At 73.3% G+C, this 15,718-nt stretch carries 16 protein-coding genes; 1 reads left to right on the top strand and 15 read right to left on the bottom strand.

What is annotated here, in order from left to right; translation table 11 throughout:
- Positions 1-4: 4 nt before the first annotated feature.
- Together IE106_RS28515 and pyrR are read right to left on the bottom strand one after the other, a co-directional pair.
- On the bottom strand, positions 5-988 hold the full coding sequence (locus IE106_RS28515) for an aspartate carbamoyltransferase catalytic subunit (RefSeq protein ID WP_189538124.1): 984 nt from the start codon (positions 986-988) through the stop codon (positions 5-7).
- 207 nt (positions 989-1,195) lie between these two features.
- Positions 1,196-1,771: a bifunctional pyr operon transcriptional regulator/uracil phosphoribosyltransferase PyrR gene (pyrR, locus tag IE106_RS28520; RefSeq protein WP_189538125.1), complete on the bottom strand. Its 576-nt coding sequence runs from the start codon at positions 1,769-1,771 to the stop codon at positions 1,196-1,198.
- A 198-nt stretch (positions 1,772-1,969) separates the two neighbouring features.
- Here pyrR and bldD point away from each other — a divergent pair, with 198 nt between their 5' ends.
- On the top strand, positions 1,970-2,470 hold the full coding sequence (gene bldD, locus IE106_RS28525) for a transcriptional regulator BldD (protein ID WP_030355502.1): 501 nt from the start codon (positions 1,970-1,972) through the stop codon (positions 2,468-2,470).
- A 154-nt stretch (positions 2,471-2,624) separates the two neighbouring features.
- On the opposite strand, the gene nusB is transcribed toward bldD, so the two are convergent.
- The 13 genes from nusB to IE106_RS28590 all read right to left on the bottom strand — a co-directional run bounded on the left by nusB (position 2,625) and on the right by IE106_RS28590 (position 15,717).
- Positions 2,625-3,053, bottom strand: coding sequence for a transcription antitermination factor NusB (nusB, locus tag IE106_RS28530; RefSeq protein ID WP_189538126.1), 429 nt, complete (start codon positions 3,051-3,053; stop codon positions 2,625-2,627).
- A gap of 2 nt (positions 3,054-3,055) precedes the next feature.
- Positions 3,056-3,622, bottom strand: coding sequence for an elongation factor P (gene efp / locus IE106_RS28535; RefSeq protein ID WP_189538127.1), 567 nt, complete (start codon positions 3,620-3,622; stop codon positions 3,056-3,058).
- Positions 3,623-3,679: 57 nt separating this feature from the next.
- Positions 3,680-4,792, bottom strand: coding sequence for an aminopeptidase P family protein (locus IE106_RS28540; RefSeq protein WP_189538128.1), 1,113 nt, complete (start codon positions 4,790-4,792; stop codon positions 3,680-3,682).
- Positions 4,793-4,905: 113 nt separating this feature from the next.
- Positions 4,906-5,811, bottom strand: a complete 906-nt coding sequence (locus tag IE106_RS28545) for a Pro-rich N-terminal domain-containing protein (protein ID WP_189538129.1) — start codon at positions 5,809-5,811, stop codon at positions 4,906-4,908.
- A 125-nt stretch (positions 5,812-5,936) separates the two neighbouring features.
- On the bottom strand, positions 5,937-6,398 hold the full coding sequence (gene aroQ / locus IE106_RS28550; protein WP_229840873.1) for a type II 3-dehydroquinate dehydratase: 462 nt from the start codon (positions 6,396-6,398) through the stop codon (positions 5,937-5,939).
- Positions 6,395-7,489 (bottom strand): 3-dehydroquinate synthase, encoded by a 1,095-nt coding sequence (aroB, locus tag IE106_RS28555; RefSeq protein ID WP_189538130.1) that lies wholly within the window; start codon positions 7,487-7,489, stop codon positions 6,395-6,397. Before aroB ends, aroQ begins: the two co-directional genes overlap by 4 nt.
- Positions 7,486-8,067, bottom strand: coding sequence for a shikimate kinase (locus IE106_RS28560; RefSeq protein ID WP_189538131.1), 582 nt, complete (start codon positions 8,065-8,067; stop codon positions 7,486-7,488). Before IE106_RS28560 ends, aroB begins: the two co-directional genes overlap by 4 nt.
- Positions 8,064-9,248: a chorismate synthase gene (aroC, locus tag IE106_RS28565; RefSeq protein WP_189538132.1), complete on the bottom strand. Its 1,185-nt coding sequence runs from the start codon at positions 9,246-9,248 to the stop codon at positions 8,064-8,066. The genes IE106_RS28560 and aroC overlap by 4 nt, the downstream gene beginning before the upstream one ends.
- A 156-nt stretch (positions 9,249-9,404) precedes the next feature.
- Positions 9,405-10,250 (bottom strand): shikimate dehydrogenase, encoded by an 846-nt coding sequence (locus IE106_RS28570; RefSeq protein WP_189538133.1) that lies wholly within the window; start codon positions 10,248-10,250, stop codon positions 9,405-9,407.
- A complete protein-coding gene (gene mltG, locus IE106_RS28575; RefSeq protein ID WP_189538134.1) occupies positions 10,231-12,129 on the bottom strand; it encodes an endolytic transglycosylase MltG in 1,899 nt (632 codons plus the stop codon). The genes IE106_RS28570 and mltG overlap by 20 nt, the downstream gene beginning before the upstream one ends.
- A gap of 101 nt (positions 12,130-12,230) precedes the next feature.
- A complete protein-coding gene (gene ruvX / locus IE106_RS28580; RefSeq protein WP_189538135.1) occupies positions 12,231-12,704 on the bottom strand; it encodes a Holliday junction resolvase RuvX in 474 nt (157 codons plus the stop codon).
- Positions 12,704-15,373, bottom strand: a complete 2,670-nt coding sequence (gene alaS, locus IE106_RS28585) for an alanine--tRNA ligase (RefSeq protein WP_189538136.1) — start codon at positions 15,371-15,373, stop codon at positions 12,704-12,706. Before alaS ends, ruvX begins: the two co-directional genes overlap by 1 nt.
- The gene (locus IE106_RS28590; RefSeq protein ID WP_189538137.1) at positions 15,373-15,717 is read right to left on the bottom strand and encodes a DUF6167 family protein; all 345 of its coding nucleotides are present in this window, start codon (positions 15,715-15,717) and stop codon (positions 15,373-15,375) included. Before IE106_RS28590 ends, alaS begins: the two co-directional genes overlap by 1 nt.
- Between the last annotated feature and the right edge of the window lies 1 nt (position 15,718).

Raw genomic sequence — 15,718 nt, forward strand, 5'->3', positions numbered from 1 at the left:
TGGGTTACTTCTCCTCGGTACGGGACGACGGCTGGGTGACGGCGGGTTCGTTGCCACCGAGCAGCAGGTAGAGGACGGCCATGCGGGTGAAGACGCCGTTGGCGACCTGCTCGACGACGGTGCAGCGGGGGGAGTCGGCGACCTCGGCGGTGATCTCCATGCCGCGGACCATGGGGCCGGGGTGCATGACGACGGCGTGCTCGGGGATCCTCGCCATGCGCTCGGCGTCGAGGCCGTAGCGGCGGGAGTACTCGCGCTCGGTGGGGAAGAACGCGGCGTTCATCCGCTCGCGCTGGACGCGCAGCATCATGACGGCGTCGCACTTGGGCAGGGCGCTGTCGAGGTCGTACGACACCTCGCAGGGCCAGCTGTCGACGCCGACGGGCACCAGGGTGGGCGGGGCGACGAGGGTGACCTCGGCCCCCAGGGTGTGGAGCAGGTCGACGTTGGAGCGGGCGACGCGGCTGTGGAGGACGTCGCCGACGATGGTGACGCGCCGGCCGGACAGGTCCTGGCCGATGCCGGCGTCGTGGCCGACGAGGCGGCGGCGCAGGGTGAAGGCGTCGAGGAGGGCCTGGGTGGGGTGCTGGTGGGTGCCGTCGCCGGCGTTGATCACGGGGGCGTCGATCCAGCCGGAGTTGGCGAGCCGGTAGGGGGCGCCGGAGGCGCTGTGCCGGATGACGACGGCGTCGACGCCCATGGCGGCGAGGGTCTGGGCGGTGTCCTTGAGGGACTCCCCCTTGGAGACGCTGGAGCCCTTGGCGGAGAAGTTGATGACGTCGGCGGAGAGGCGCTTCTCGGCGGCCTCGAAGGAGATCCGGGTACGGGTCGAGTCCTCGAAGAAGAGGTTGCAGATCGTCCGGCCGCGGAGGGTGGGCAGCTTCTTGATCGGCCGGTCGGCCATGCGGGCCATTTCCTCGGCGGTGTCGAGGACGAGGACGGCGTCGTCCCTGGTGAGGTCGGCGGCCGAGATGAGGTGGCGCTTCATCTGGGTGTTCTCCGTGGGGTGTGGAGGTCGGTTCCGGGCGTGCCGGGCGGGGGCGCGGCGTGCCGGGCGGCCGGGCGCGGGCGGGCGCCGGCCGGGGGCCGGTGCGCCGCCGTGCCGCGGGCGGCCCGGGGCCCGCGCGGGCGCCGGAGCCCGTACCGCGGGACGGGCCGCGGGGGCGCGGGACACGCGGGCGGGCCGCGCCGGTGGCTACTTCTCGCCGGTCGGGGCGGGCTCGCGGACGCCGAGCAGCACGGCGTCGCGGCCGTCCTCCTCGGAGAGCTGGACCTTGACCGTCTCGCGCAGCGACGTGGGGAGGTTCTTGCCGACGTAGTCGGCGCGGATGGGCAGCTCCCGGTGGCCGCGGTCGACCAGGACGGCGAGCTGTACGGCGCGGGGGCGGCCGAGGTCGCCGAGCGCGTCGAGCGCGGCGCGGATGGTGCGGCCGGAGAACAGCACGTCGTCGACGAGGACCACCAGGCAGCGGTCGATGCCGTCACCGGGGATGTCGGTGCGGGCCAGGGCGCGTGCCGGGCGCAGGCGCAGGTCGTCGCGGTACATCGTGATGTCGAGGGAGCCGACCGGCGTGGCGCGGCCGGTGATCTGCTCCAGCTTCTCGGCCAGGCGCCGGGCGAGGAACACGCCGCGCGTGGGGATGCCGAGGAGGACGACGTCGTCGGCGCCCTTGGCGCGTTCGACGATCTCGTGGGCGATGCGGGTCAGGACCCGCGCGATGTCCGGACCCTCGAGGACGGGGCGGGCATCGGACTGCTGAGGGGCGTCCATACGGAACGGACCTCCTTCTCCGCCTCACGGGACGGATCTTAAAGGACGTCGGAATTGCGTCTTCAACCGTACCAGGGTCCGGAGGGGGCCCGGTACGGACCGTTCGGCTTGACGCACCCCCGTAACGCTGCGTAACCTCACAGTGAGTTACCAGCCACGCGGCGGAGCCGCACGTTGTAACAGTGTCCAGGGAGCTATATGTCCAGCGAATACGCAAAACAGCTCGGGGCCAAGCTCCGTGCCATCCGCACCCAGCAGGGCCTGTCCCTCCACGGTGTGGAGGAGAAGTCCCAGGGCCGCTGGAAGGCCGTCGTGGTCGGTTCGTACGAGCGCGGCGACCGTGCCGTGACCGTGCAGCGTCTCGCCGAGCTGGCCGACTTCTACGGCGTCCCGGTGCAGGAGCTGCTGCCGGGGACCACGCCGGGCGGCGCCGCCGAGCCGCCGCCGAAGCTGGTCCTGGACCTGGAGCGCCTGGCCCACGTCCCGCAGGAGAAGGCGGGCCCGCTGCAGCGCTACGCGGCGACGATCCAGTCGCAGCGCGGCGACTACAACGGCAAGGTGCTGTCGATCCGCCAGGACGACCTGCGCACGCTGGCGGTCATCTACGACCAGTCCCCCTCGGTCCTGACCGAGCAGCTGATCAGCTGGGGCGTCCTGGACGCCGACGCCCGCCGCGCGGTCGCCCACGAGGAGGGCTGACCCCCGCAGAAACGTTGCCGCCGGAGGGCGGTCCCGCCGGCCGGGGCCGCCCTCCCACCCGTCCGCGCCGGCGGGGCGAGGACACGGTCCGCGCCGGCGGCCGGGAGCGCGCAGAAGGAAGGGCCCGCAGCGGATGCTGCGGGCCCTTTCCTCGTCAGTTCCGGCGGAGGCTCGGCTTCAGGTCCTTGAAGCGGGCCAGCAGACCGTTGACGAACGACGGCGAGTCGTCCGTGGAGAACTCCTTGGCGAGCTGGACCGCCTCGTCGATGGCCACCGCGTCGGGCGTGGCGTCGACCCAGAGCAGCTCGTACGCGCCGAGGCGCAGGATGTTCCGGTCGACGACCGGCATCCGGTCGAGTGTCCAGCCCACCGCGTAGGTGGCGATGAGCTCGTCGATGCGCTCGGAGTACTGCGCGTACCCCTCCACGAGCTCCATCGTGTACTCGTTGACCGGCGGCTGCCGGTCGTCGGACCGGGCGTGCCGGATCCAGTCCGCGAGCACCTCCTGCACGGACGCACCGCGCTGGTCGGCCTCGAAGAGGATCTGGAAGGCGCGCTTGCGGGCCTTGTTGCGGGCAGCCACGGTTAGCTGTTCACCCGGCCGAGGTAGTCGCTCGTGCGGGTGTCGACCTTGATCTTCTCACCGGTGGTGATGAAGAGCGGGACCTGGATCTGGTGGCCGGTCTCCAGCGTGGCGGGCTTGGTGCCGCCGGTGGAGCGGTCGCCCTGGACGCCCGGCTCGGTCTCCTGGATCGTCAGCTCGACGGCGGCGGGCAGCTCGACGTACAGCACCTCGCCCTCGTGGGTGGCGACGGTGGCGGTGAAGCCCTCGATCAGGAAGTTCGCGGCGTCGCCGACGGCGGGGCGGGAGACGTGCAGCTGGTCGTACGTCTGCATGTCCATGAAGACGAAGTAGTCGCCGTCCATGTACGAGAACTGCATGTCACGGCGGTCGACGGTGGCCGTCTCGACCTTGACACCGGCGTTGAAGGTCTTGTCGACGATCTTCCCGGAGAGCACGTTCTTGAGCTTGGTGCGCACGAAGGCCGGGCCCTTGCCGGGCTTGACGTGCTGGAACTCGACGACGGACCACAGCTGGTCGTTGTCGAGCTTGAGCACCATGCCGTTCTTGAGGTCGTTCGTGGTGGCCACGGTTGCGGAATCTCCTGGACTGACGCTGGTGGACGACCGAGGAAGGCACGGTACGCGCTAGAGCGCGAGCAGCTCCTTGGTCGTGATGGTGAGTAGCTCGGGTCCGCCGTCCGCCTCCTGGCGTACGACGAGCGTGTCATCGATCCGGACTCCGCCCCGTCCCGGGAGGTGGACCCCCGGTTCGACGGTGACCGGCACGCAAGCGTCCAGTTTACCCATGGCCGAGGGGGACAGCTGCGGGTCCTCCTCGATTTCGAGGCCGACGCCGTGCCCGAGGGACGGCGCGAGGCCGTCGCCGTAGCCCGCGGAGTCCAGGAGCTGGCGGGCGGCCCGGTCGACGTCCCGGTAGGCGGTGCCGGGCGCGAGCGCCTCGCGCGCGGCGCGCTGCGCGGTGAAGACGAGGTCGTACAGCTCGATCTGCCAGTCGGCGGGGGCCGTGCCGATGACGAACGTGCGGCCGATCTCGCAGCGGTACCCGCGGTAGTTGGCGCCCAGGCAGACGGAGAGGAAGTCGCCCTCCTCGACGCGGCGGTCGGAGGGGCGGTGGCGACCGCGGCCGGAGTGGGGGCCGGTGGCCACCGAGGTGGGGAAGGCGGGGCCGTCGGCGCCGTGGTCGACGAGGCGCCGCTCCAGCTCCAGGGCGAGGTGGCGTTCGGTGCGGCCGACGAGGATGGACTCCAGGAGCTCGCCGAGGGCCTGGTCGGTGATCTCGGCGGCGATGCGCAGGCAGGTGATCTCCTCGTCGTCCTTGACGAGCCGCTCCTGCTCGACGCAGGTCCCGAGGTCCTCCAGGCGCAGCCGCGGGGCGGCGGAGCCGATGGCGCGGTACCGGGCGACGCTCAGGTGCCGCTCCTCCACCGCGAGGACGTCGGCGTCCGCCCGGCGGGCGAGGTCGGCGGCGGTGACGGCGGGGTCGCCGCCGGAGGGCGGGAGGACCGTGAGCCGCAGCGCCTCGTCGACGCGCCCCTCGACGGGGTCGCCGGTGGGGGGCTGGGGGCACAACAGCGCGTCCCCGTCCGCGTCCCCGCCGAGCAGCAGCACGGCACCGGGCGGTGAAGCGCCCGTGAGGTAGCGGACGTTGGCGGGGCGGGAGACCAGCGCCGCCGCAGATCCGGCCGCCGCGCACCGGTCGCGCAGCCGCCCTCGGCGGTCCGCATGCACCTGGGACATGTCCCGAGCGTACGAGCGAACGCGCGCCCCGGCAGTTCCAGCACGGCCGACCGTGGTGCGGGAGGCCGGGCGGCCGGTGTGGCGGGCGGCCCCGCCGCGGGGGCCGCCGCCGCTCACCAGCTCGGCGGGCTCGTCAGGGAACGGGCCAGCACCTCGTCGAGGACCCGGGCCGTCGTCTCCACGTCGTAGTTCGAGTTGTCGATGATCGGCAGGCCCGAGGCGTGCCAGCCGGCCATGCGGCCGTGGATGCCCGCGACCTCCTCGTCGGACAGGCGCCGGTTGCCGCTGCGCTCGGCGTTGCGCTCCAGGACGATCTCCAGGCCGGGCAGCAGGACCACGGGCAGCAGGCCCGGGCCGACGTGCCGCTTCCAGCCGCCGAGGCCCACGACCGGGCGGTCGGGGAAGACCGCGTCGTCGAGGATGCAGGAGATGCCGTTCGCCAGGAAGTTGCGCGCGGCGAAGCCGCAGGTGCGGCGGGCCAGCCGGTACTGGGCCTCGGACTGGTCGTTCCACCCCGACTGCGGGTCGGCGAACCCGGCGCACACCCATTCGCGCACGTCGTCGAGGCTGATGTGGGCGGTCGGCACCCGGCGGTGCCGCGCCCAGTGCCGGGCGACGGTCGTCTTCCCGGCTCCCGCGGGGCCTATGAGGAGGACGGCCAGGGTGGCGGTGCCCGTGCCCGGGGACGGTCCCGCCCCCGGCTCCGCGGCCGGCGGCGGCGTGACCGGGGCCACCGGCGGCAGGTGGATGTGGCCCGTCGTGTCGCGCGCGGGGGGCGCCGCCGGGGGGTGGTGCGGGGCCGGCCAGGCGGGGCCGGACGTCTGCGGCACGGGCGGCGGGGCCTGCGGCGGCATCGGCTGCCGGTGCGGCGCCTGTCCCCCGGGCGCGTGCGGGGGCGGGCCCTGCGGCGCCGGGGCGTGCGGGGGCGGGCCGGGGTGGTGTGCCTGCTGGGGCCACCCGGCCGCCGTGTTCCCCGGCTGGTGGGGCGGCGGCAGCGGGGCCCCCACTGCGTGCTGCATCCGGTGCCACTCCGTCTCGTACGACTGACGCTGATCGGGCGGCCGTTCGACGGCGCGCCGCTACCGAACCGTACCCTCCCGGCCCGTCGGACGGTGAACGCGCCGGGAGGGTTCCGGAACGTCCGTCAGTCCGTCAACTCGTCGGCCAGGGCGCGCAGCGCGAGCCGGTACGACCCGATGCCGAAGCCCGCGACCGTCCCCGTGGCGACCGCCGCGACGACCGAGGTGTGCCGGAACTCCTCGCGGGCGTACGGGTTCGAGATGTGCACCTCGATCAGCGGCGCCGTCCGCTGGGCGGCCGCGTCCCGCAGCGCGTACGAGTAGTGCGTGAAGGCGCCCGGGTTCAGAACGACCGGAATCGAGCGGTCGGCCGCCTCGTGCAGCCAGCGGACCAGCTCGCCCTCGTCGTTCGTCTCCCGCACGTCGACGTCGAAGCCGAGGCCCTTGCCGAGCGTCCGGCAGGTCTCCACCAGGCCGGCGTAGGACGTGGCGCCGTACACGTCGGGCTCGCGCGAGCCGAGCCGGCCGAGGTTCGGCCCGTTCAGGACGTACACCGTGCGGACGTCGCCGCGCGTGCGGTCCTTCACGCCGACACCTCCCCGTACGCCGCGAGCAGGACGGCCGGGTCGGGGCCCTCCAGCACGGTCGGCTTGGCCAGGCCGTCGAGGACGATGAAGCGCAGCAGGTCGCCGCGGGACTTCTTGTCGACCTTCATCGTCTCCAGCAGCTTCGGCCACTGGTCGCCGCGGTACGTCAGCGGCAGCCCGACCGACTCCAGGACCGAGCGATGGCGGTCGGCGGTCGCGTCGTCGAGGCGCCCGGCGAGCCGGCCCAGCTCGGCGGCGAAGACCATGCCGACGGACACGGCCGCGCCGTGCCGCCACTTGTACCGCTCGTTCTTCTCGATGGCGTGGGCGAGGGTGTGCCCGTAGTTGAGGATCTCGCGGAGCCCGGACTCCTTCAGGTCGGAGGAGACGACCTCCGCCTTGACCTTGATGGAGCGGACGATCAGCTCGGCCGTGTGCGGCCCGGCGGGCGTGCGGGCGGCGGCCGGGTCGGACTCGACGAGGTCGAGGATCACCGGGTCGGCGATGAAACCGGCCTTGATGACCTCGGCGAGGCCGCTGACGTAGTCGTGGACGGGCAGCGAGTCCAGCGCGGCCAGGTCGCACAGGACGCCGGCGGGCGGGTGGAACGCGCCGACGAGGTTCTTGCCCTCGGCGGTGTTGATGCCGGTCTTCCCGCCGACCGCCGCGTCGACCATGGCGAGGACGGTCGTCGGCACGGCGATCCAGCGCACTCCGCGCAGCCAGGTCGCCGCGACGAACCCGGCGAGGTCCGTGGTGGCGCCGCCGCCCACGCCGACGATCACGTCGGTGCGGGTGAAGCCGGTCTGGCCGAGCGCCTTCCAGCAGTACGCGGCGACCTCGACGGTCTTCGCCTCCTCCGCGTTCGGCACCTGGATGGCGACGGCCTCGTAGCCCTGGCCGGCGAGGTCCGCGCGCAGCGCCTCGCCGGTCTCGGCGAGCGCCTCGGGGTGGATCACGGCGACGCGCTTGGCCCGGTCGCCGACGAGTCCGGCCAGCTCGCCGAGCAGCTGCCGGCCGACCAGGACGTCGTACGGCTCCGAGCCGGCACTGGCGCCGACGTGGATACGGGTAACGGGCATGTCGGTCACGTGTCCTCCTGGCCGGGCTCCCGGGAGCCGGCGGCGTCGGCCGCCGAGGGCCCGGGGCCCGGGGAATGCGAGAGCTCGAGTGCGTCGAGGACCGCGTCGGCGACCTCTTCGGGGGTGCGGTCGTCGGTGGCGACGACGACGCGCGCGACTTCGGTGTACAGGTGGCGGCGGGCCTCCATCAGCTCGCGCCACCGGCGGCGCGGGTTGACGGCCAGCAGCGGCCGGGCCGCGCCCAGGCCGACGCGCCGGACGGCCTCCTCGACGTCCATCGACAGGTAGGCGACGGGCAGCCCGGCGAGCAGGGCGCGGGTGCCGTCGTCGAGGACGGCACCCCCGCCGAGGGCGAGGACGCCGGTGTGCTCGGCGAGGGCGGCGCGGACGGCGGCCCGCTCCAGTTCGCGGAAGCGCGGCTCGCCGTCCTCGACGAAGATGTCGGAGACCTCCCGGCCCTCGGCGGCGACGATGTCGGCGTCCGTGTCCCGGTAGGGCACGCCCAGGCGCTCGGCGAGGAGCGCGCCCACGGTGGACTTGCCGGAGCCCATCGGCCCGACGAGGACGACCAGCGGACCGCTGCTCACCGGATGTGCAGGTGGTCGAGGTAGGACCGGACGTTGCGGCGGGTCTCGGCGACGCTGTCGCCGCCGAACTTCTCCGCGACGGCATCCGCCAGGACGAGCGCGACCATCGCCTCGGCGACGATCCCGGCCGCGGGCACCGCGCACACGTCGGAGCGCTGGTGGTGCGCCTGCGCCGGCTCGCCCGTCACCACGTCGACGGTGCGCAGCGCGCGCGGCACGGTGGCGATCGGCTTCATCGCGGCCCGCACCCGCAGCAGTTCGCCGGTGGTCAGGCCCCCTTCGGTACCGCCGGAACGGCCGGAGGTGCGGCGGATGCCCTCGTCGGTGGTGACGATCTCGTCGTGGGCCCGGGAGCCGGGGACGCGCGCCAGGTCGAAGCCGTCGCCGACCTCGACGCCCTTGATGGCCTGGATGCCCATGAGGGCGGCGGCGAGCCGGGCGTCGAGGCGCCGGTCCCAGTGGACGTGCGAGCCGAGGCCGACGGGCACGCCGTAGGCGAGGACCTCGACCACGCCGCCGAGCGTGTCGCCGTCCTTGTGGGCCTGGTCGATCTCGGCGACCATCGCCTTCGACGCGTCGGCGTCCAGGCAGCGCACCGGATCGGCGTCGAGCCGCTCCACGTCGGCGGGCGTCGGGAGGACCCCGTACGGCGCCTTGGCGGCGGCCAGCTCCACGACGTGCGAGACGACCTCGATGCCGGCGGTCTCCTTCAGGTACGACCGGGCGATGGCGCCGAGGGCGACGCGGGCGGCGGTCTCGCGGGCGCTGGCCCGCTCCAGGATCGGCCGGGCCTCGTCGAAGCCGTACTTCTGCATGCCGGCGAGGTCCGCGTGGCCGGGGCGCGGCCTGGTCAGCGGCGCGTTGCGGGCGAGTTCGGCGAGCTCGGCCGGGTCGACCGGGTCGGCCGCCATGACCTTCTCCCACTTGGGCCACTCGGTGTTGCCGACCATGACGGCGACCGGGGAGCCGAGGGTGAGGCCGTGCCGGACGCCGCCGAGGAAGGTGACCTCGTCCCGTTCGAACTTCATCCGCGCACCACGCCCATAGCCCAGGCGCCGCCGGGCGAGGTGGTCCGCCACCATCTCCGTGGTGACCGGGACGCCGGCGGGAAGACCCTCCAGCGTCGCCACCAGCGCGGGACCATGGGACTCCCCCGCCGTAAGCCAGCGCAACCTGCTCAACGGTGCTCCTTCTCCTGGGGCCGGTTCTGCGGACGGCCGGGCCCGGTACGCGGTCCGGACCGACCTCACCCCCGATCCTCCCACGGCCGGACGCTCGCCCGGCCGCCGTCCCAGCTGTCGGACAGCGGTCCGGACGCCGGGGGCGGCGGGAGCGGGTCAGGCGCCGGCGGAGCCGAGGGCGCCCTCCCCCGCGGCGCGCATCGCCGCGAGCGGCGCCGGGGAGCGGCCGGTCATCTGCTCGACCTGGAGGACGGCCTGGTGGACGAGGAGGTCGAGGCCGCCGACGACCGCGCCGCCGCGGCCCGACCAGGCGGCCGCGAGGGGCGTGGGCCACGGGTCGTACAGCACGTCGAACAGCGTGGCGGGGTCCTTCGGCACGTACGGGGCGAGGGCGTCGGTGGCCCCGGCCGGCGTGGTGGCGACGACCAGGGGCGCGTCGAAGGCGCGGGCGGCGTCGGCCCAGTCGGCAGTGCGCAGGTCGACGCCCAGGCGCTCGCCCCAGCCGCGCATCTCCTCGGCCCGCGCCTCGCTGCGCACGTACGCGGTGACGGGCCCGGAGCAGATCCGGGCCAGGGCCGCGAGCGCGGACGAGGCGGTGGCGCCGGCACCGAGGACCGCCGCGGCGTCGACCTTCTCCACGCCGCGCTCCCGCAGGGCGGCGACCATGCCGGGGATGTCGGTGTTGTCGCCGACGCGGCGGCCGTCGCCGGTGAGGACGACGGTGTTGACGGCCTCGACGCGGCGGGCGGTGTCGCTGATCCCGTCGAGCAGCGGGATGACCGCGCGCTTGAGCGGCATGGTGAGGGACAGCCCCGCCCAGGACGCGTCGAGGGTGTCGAGGAAGGCGGGCAGCCGGTCCTCGTCGACCTCGAACCGGTCGTACGTCCAGCCGGTGAGGCCCAGCTCGGCGTAGGCGGCCCGGTGCAGGACCGGGGAGAGCGAGTGGGCGATCGGCGAGCCCAGGACCGCGGCCCTGCGGGCGTCAGCCCCCCTGGTTGTCATTGAACTTGTCCTTGAGCTTGAGGAAGTCGTCGTGCGTCTTGGCGAACTCCGTCTTGTTCATGCCGTCGGTCGCCACGAAGTACATCCAGCCGTCCGAGGTGGGGGCGAGCGCGGCCGCGAGCGCCTGCTTGCCGGGGTTGCCGATCGGGCCGGGGGTGAGGCCCCTCTGGGTGTACGTGTTGTACGGGTCCTGGTTCTTGTTGATCTCGGACTCGCTGATCTGGATCTCGCTCTGGCCCTTCAGGTAGTTGAAGGCCGAGTCGAACTGGAGGAGCTGGTTCGTCTCGGTGTTGGTGGGCTTGAGCCGGTTGTAGACGACCTCGCTCATCTTGCGGAAGTCGTCCTCGGTCTTGCCCTCCGCCTGGACGAGGCTGGCGACGGTGACCAGTTCCCAGGGGCCCTCCAGGCCGAGGGACTGGGCCTTGGACTCCAGGTCGAGCTTGCCGTACTCGGCGTTGGCGCGGGTGACCATCCTCCTCAGGACGTCCTCGGGCTTGTTGCCCTTGGCGACCGGGTAGTCGGCCGGGAAGAGGAAGCCCTCCAGCGGGTCCTTCACGTCCGGGTGGCCGGTGGCCCAGGCGGGCAGGCCGAGGTTCTTCGCCTCGGCCTCGGCGACCTTGCGGGTGGTGCCGGGGGCCAGTTCGAGGCGCTTGTCGATCTGCTCGTACACCCAGGCGTTGCGGCGTCCCTCGGGGATGATGAGGACGTTGCGGCTCTTGGGGCTGAGCATGGCCTCGACGGCGGCGGCTCCGGACATCTCCTTGCTCAGGGTGTAGAAGCCGGGCTGGATGGAGAGGCCCTTGGGGTTCTTCTCCTGGGCGGTGACGAAGGCGTCGACGCTCTTGACGATCCCGGCCTTGACGAGGATGCCGCCGATCTCGGCGCCGACCGCGTCCTTGGGGACCTCGACGGTGACGGTCTCGCCGGTGCCGGAACCGGTGAAGTCGGGGGCGGGGCCGAAACGGTCCTGCCAGAACTGGTATCCGACGTAGCCGACACCGCCCAGGCCGCCGGCGAGGACCAGGGCGACGAAGAGGCAGGCCACGCCGTTGCGGCTCTTGCGCTTCTTGGCCTTGCCGCGGCGGTTCCCGGCGTCGCGCCGCGACTCGGCCGGTTCGTCGTCGTACCCGTCGTCCTGCGCGTCGTCGTACCCGTCGTCGCCCCCGCGCCGCCGGGAGCCGCCGCGCGGTGCGCGGTCGCCGCGTCCGCGGTCGTCACCGGGGGGCTGCTCCCGGTCGGCGGGGCGCGGGGCGTCGGCGGAGTCGTCGAAGAACGGGTGGGGCTCGTCGCCCGGGGCCTCGGCCTGCCACTGCCCGCCCTGGCCGCGGTCTTCGTCGGGGCCGTGGCCGGGGTGCGGGACCCGGCCGTGCGGGTCATGGCCGTGCTGGTTCTGACCGTGCGGGTCATGGCCGTGCTGGTTCTGACCGTGCGGGTCATGGCCGTGCGGGTCCTGGTGGCGCCGGCCGGGGGGCTGCGGCGGCGGGTACGCCTCGGGGGTGCTGTAGGGGTCGGCGCCCTGGCCCGTTCCGTACGGGTCGGCGGGCGGCGGCGTCCCGTACGGCATGGCGGCCTGCTGCCCGGTCCCGGTGTCCCAGCCGCCGCCGTACTCCTGGCCCGGTGCCCCGCCGCCGTACCCCTGACCGGGGGCCCCGGCGCCGCACTCCTGACCCGTCGCCCCGGCGCCGTACTCCTGGCCGCCCGCCGCGTACTGCCCGCCGTCGTACCCCTGCTGGTAGGGGTCGTGGTGACCGCTGCCGTACTGCGGCTGCTGCTGGTGGTAGGCGTCTCCGGCCTGCTGGCCTCCCCATCCCTGGTCCCCGTACAAGGGGTCCTCGGGGTGCCAGGGCTGGGAGCCGGGGCTCCGGCCGTACTCAGTCATCGATCCCCAAACAGCCGTGAGGCTTCCGGGACGTCCGCCTCTACGTCGTACGGCGGCTGTTCGAATGCCACCGCATCGCGCGGAACGTTACCGTATCGCGATCAGATGACCACTTCGACGCCCTCGCCGGGCGGATCACCCGATACCCGTTCGGTCTCAAGAGCGTTTTGAAGGATGATCACGGCGGCCGCCTGGTCGATGACCGCCCGGCCCTTCTTCGCCTTCACGCCCGAGGCGCGCAGCCCCTGCGTCGCGGAGACGGTGGTCATCCGTTCGTCGACCAGCCGGACCGGCACGGGGGCGATGCCCCCGGCCAGCTCTCGGGCGAAGGCACGGACCTTCGCGGCCGCCGGCCCCTCGCCCCCGTTGAGGGAGCGGGGCAGCCCGATGACGACCTCGATCGGCTCGTACTCCTCGACCAGTCGGCGCAGCCGCCGGTGGGCGGCCGGGACGTCACGTCCCGGCACGGTCTCCACCGGCGTGGCGAGGACCCCGTCGGGGTCGCACGAGGCGACCCCGATCCGGGCGTCCCCGACGTCGACCGCCAGCCGGCGTCCGCGTCGCATCCCGCTCATCAGGCGGTCTCGGCGACCAGGCGCTCGACGGCCTCGACGGCGGCGCCGACGGCCTCCGGGTCCTGGCCGCCGCCCTGGGCGACGTCCGGCTTGCCGCCGCCGCCTCCACCGAGGGTCTTGGCGGCGGTGCGGACCAGGTCGCCGGCCTTGAGGCCGCGCTCGCGGGCGGCCTCGTTGGTGGCGATCACGGTCAGCGGGCGGCCGCCCGACGTGGCGAACAGGGCGACGACGGCCGGGCGGTCACCCGGGATGCGGCCGCGCACGTCGAGGACCAGCTTGCGCAGGTCGTCGGCGCCGGTGCCGTCCGGGACCTGACCGGTGACCAGGGCGACGCCGCGGACGTCCTTGGCGGACTCGGCGAGTCCGGCGGCGGCCTGGAGGACCTTCTCCGCGCGGAACCTCTCGATCTCCTTCTCGGCGTCCTTCAGCTTGGCGAGCATGCCGGAGATCTTCTCGGGCAGCTCCTCGGGACGGCCCTTGACCAGCTCCTGGAGCTGGGCGACGACCGTGTGCTCCCGGGCGAGGAAGTGGTAGGCGTCGACGCCGACGAGGGCCTCGATGCGGCGCACGCCGGAACCGATCGACGACTCGCCGAGCAGCTTCACCAGGCCGAGCTGGGCGGTGTTGTGGACGTGCGTGCCGCCGCAGAGCTCCTTGGAGAAGTCGCCGATGGTCACGACGCGGACCCGCTCGCCGTACTTCTCGCCGAACTCGGCGATGGCGCCCTGCCGCTTGGCCTCGTCGATCGGCATGACCTCGGCGTGCACGTCGAGCTCACGGGCCAGCACCTCGTTGATCTTCTGCTCGACGTCCGTCATGACCGTCTGCGGCACGGCGGACGGGGAGCCGAAGTCGAAGCGGAAGCGGCCGGGCTGGTTCTCCGAACCGGCCTGGGCGGCCGTCGGGCCGAGGGCGTCGCGCAGCGCCTGGTGGGTGAGGTGGGTGGCGCTGTGGGCGCGGGCGATGGCGCGGCGGCGCCGGACGTCGATGGCGGCGTAGGCGGTGGCGCCGACCGTCACCTCGCCGACCTGGACGGAGCCCTTGTGCACGGACACGCCCGGGACCGGCTGCTGCACGTCGCGCACGTCGATGACGGCGCCGCTGTGCAGCTTGATGCGGCCCTGGTCGCCGATCTGGCCGCCGCCCTCGGCGTAGAACGGCGTGCGGTCGAGGACGACCTCGACCTCGTCGCCCTCGGAGGCGGCCGGCGAGGGGACGCCGTTGACGAGGAGGCCGACGACCGTGCTCTCGCCCTCGGTGTTGGTGTAGCCGGTGAACTCGGTGGCGCCGGCGGTGTCGGCGATCTCGCGGTACGCGGTGACGTCGGCGTGGCCGGTCTTCTTGGCCTTGGCGTCGGCCTTGGCGCGCTCCCGCTGCTCCTTCATCAGGCGCCGGAAGCCGTCCTCGTCCACGGACAGGCCCTGCTCGGCGGCCATCTCCAGGGTGAGGTCGATGGGGAAGCCCCACGTGTCGTGGAGGAGGAACGCCTTGTCGCCGGGGAGGACCTTGCCCCCGCCGGCCTTGGTCTCGGTGACGGCGGTGTCGAGGATGTTGGTGCCGGCCTTCAGCGTCTTGAGGAAGGCGGCCTCCTCGGCGAGGGCGACCGTCTCGATGCGCTTGCGGTCGGTCTCCAGCTCGGGGTACTGCTCGCCCATCGTGCGGATGACCGTGTCGACGAGCCGGCCGACGACCGGGCCGGTGGCGCCGAGCAGGCGCATGTTGCGGATGGCGCGGCGCATGATGCGGCGCAGGACGTAGCCGCGGCCCTCGTTGCCGGGGGTGACGCCGTCGCCGATGAGCATGACGGAGGTGCGCATGTGGTCGGCGACCACGCGCAGGGAGACGTCGCTGTCGTGGGCCTGGCCGTACCGGACGCCGGTCAGCTCGGTGGCCTGGTCGATGACGACCTTCAGGGTGTCGGTCTCGTACATGTTCCGCACGCCCTGGAGGATCATCGCCAGGCGCTCCAGGCCGAGGCCCGTGTCGATGTTCTTGGCGGGGAGGTCGCCCAGGATCGGGAAGTCCTCCTTGCCGGAGCCCGCGCCGCGCTCGTACTGCATGAAGACGAGGTTCCAGATCTCCACGTACCGCTCGTCGTTGACGGCCGGGCCGCCCTCGACGCCGAACTCGGGGCCGCGGTCGTAGTTGATCTCGGAGCAGGGGCCGCAGGGGCCGGGGACGCCCATGGACCAGAAGTTCGGGCCCATGCCCAGGCGCTGGATGCGCTCGGCGGGGACGCCGACGACGTCGCGCCAGATGCGCTCGGCCTCGTCGTCCTGCTCGTAGACGGTGATCCAGAGCTTCTCCGGGTCCAGCCCGTAGCCGCCGTGCTCCACCGGGGAGGTCAGCAGCTCCCAGGCGAGCTTGATGGCGCCTTCCTTGAAGTAGTCGCCGAAGGAGAAGTTGCCGCACATCTGGAAGAACGTGCCGTGGCGGGTGGTCTTGCCGACCTCTTCGATGTCGGGCGTGCGCACGCACTTCTGGACGCTCGCGGCGCGCGGGAAGGGCGGCTTGACCTCGCCGAGGAAGTACGGCTTGAAGGGGACCATGCCGGCGGGGACGAGGAGCAGAGTCGGGTCGTCCGCGATGAGCGACGCCGAAGGCACGACGGTGTGCCCGCGCTCCTCGAAGAAGCTCAGCCAGCGGCGGCGGATTTCAGCCGACTCCATCAGTGGTCCTCATTCCGGTTGTGCGGGTGGGTGGGGTACGGGTGCGGGGGGACGCGGCGGTCGGGGGCGGCCGGGCCGAGCGCCGTGCGGCGGGGTCCGGGGAGGGCCGGGTCGGCCGGCGCGTCCAGCCCCAGTGCCTCTTCCAGCTCCGCCTCGCGCTGGAGCATTCCCGCGCGGACGTCGAGGGCGAATTCCTTGAGCCGGTGGCCCGTCTCGATCGCCTTGTCGGCGGCCTGGGCGGCGAGGCTCTCGGGGGTGAGCTGCTTGAGCTTGCGGTTGACCTTGGTGGTGGCCCACACACCGGCTGCCGCGCCGGCGGTGAACCAGAATGCCCGGCGGAACATG

Origin of the sequence: Streptomyces roseolilacinus (genome assembly GCF_014649335.1) — a bacterium.
Classification (GTDB): domain Bacteria; phylum Actinomycetota; class Actinomycetes; order Streptomycetales; family Streptomycetaceae; genus Streptomyces; species Streptomyces roseolilacinus.

Coding starts and splice junctions, on each gene's coding strand:
- IE106_RS28540 (WP_189538128.1), bottom strand. CDS start 4,792: ATGTCCCAGGTGCATGCGGACCGCCGAGGGCGGCTGCGCGACCGGTGC.
- IE106_RS28570 (WP_189538133.1), bottom strand. CDS start 10,250: ATGACAACCAGGGGGGCTGACGCCCGCAGGGCCGCGGTCCTGGGCTCG.
- IE106_RS28545 (WP_189538129.1), bottom strand. CDS start 5,811: ATGCAGCACGCAGTGGGGGCCCCGCTGCCGCCGCCCCACCAGCCGGGG.
- IE106_RS28515 (WP_189538124.1), bottom strand. CDS start 988: ATGAAGCGCCACCTCATCTCGGCCGCCGACCTCACCAGGGACGACGCC.
- bldD (WP_030355502.1), top strand. CDS start 1,970: ATGTCCAGCGAATACGCAAAACAGCTCGGGGCCAAGCTCCGTGCCATC.
- alaS (WP_189538136.1), bottom strand. CDS start 15,373: ATGGAGTCGGCTGAAATCCGCCGCCGCTGGCTGAGCTTCTTCGAGGAG.
- pyrR (WP_189538125.1), bottom strand. CDS start 1,771: ATGGACGCCCCTCAGCAGTCCGATGCCCGCCCCGTCCTCGAGGGTCCG.
- mltG (WP_189538134.1), bottom strand. CDS start 12,129: ATGACTGAGTACGGCCGGAGCCCCGGCTCCCAGCCCTGGCACCCCGAG.
- ruvX (WP_189538135.1), bottom strand. CDS start 12,704: ATGAGCGGGATGCGACGCGGACGCCGGCTGGCGGTCGACGTCGGGGAC.
- IE106_RS28590 (WP_189538137.1), bottom strand. CDS start 15,717: ATGTTCCGCCGGGCATTCTGGTTCACCGCCGGCGCGGCAGCCGGTGTG.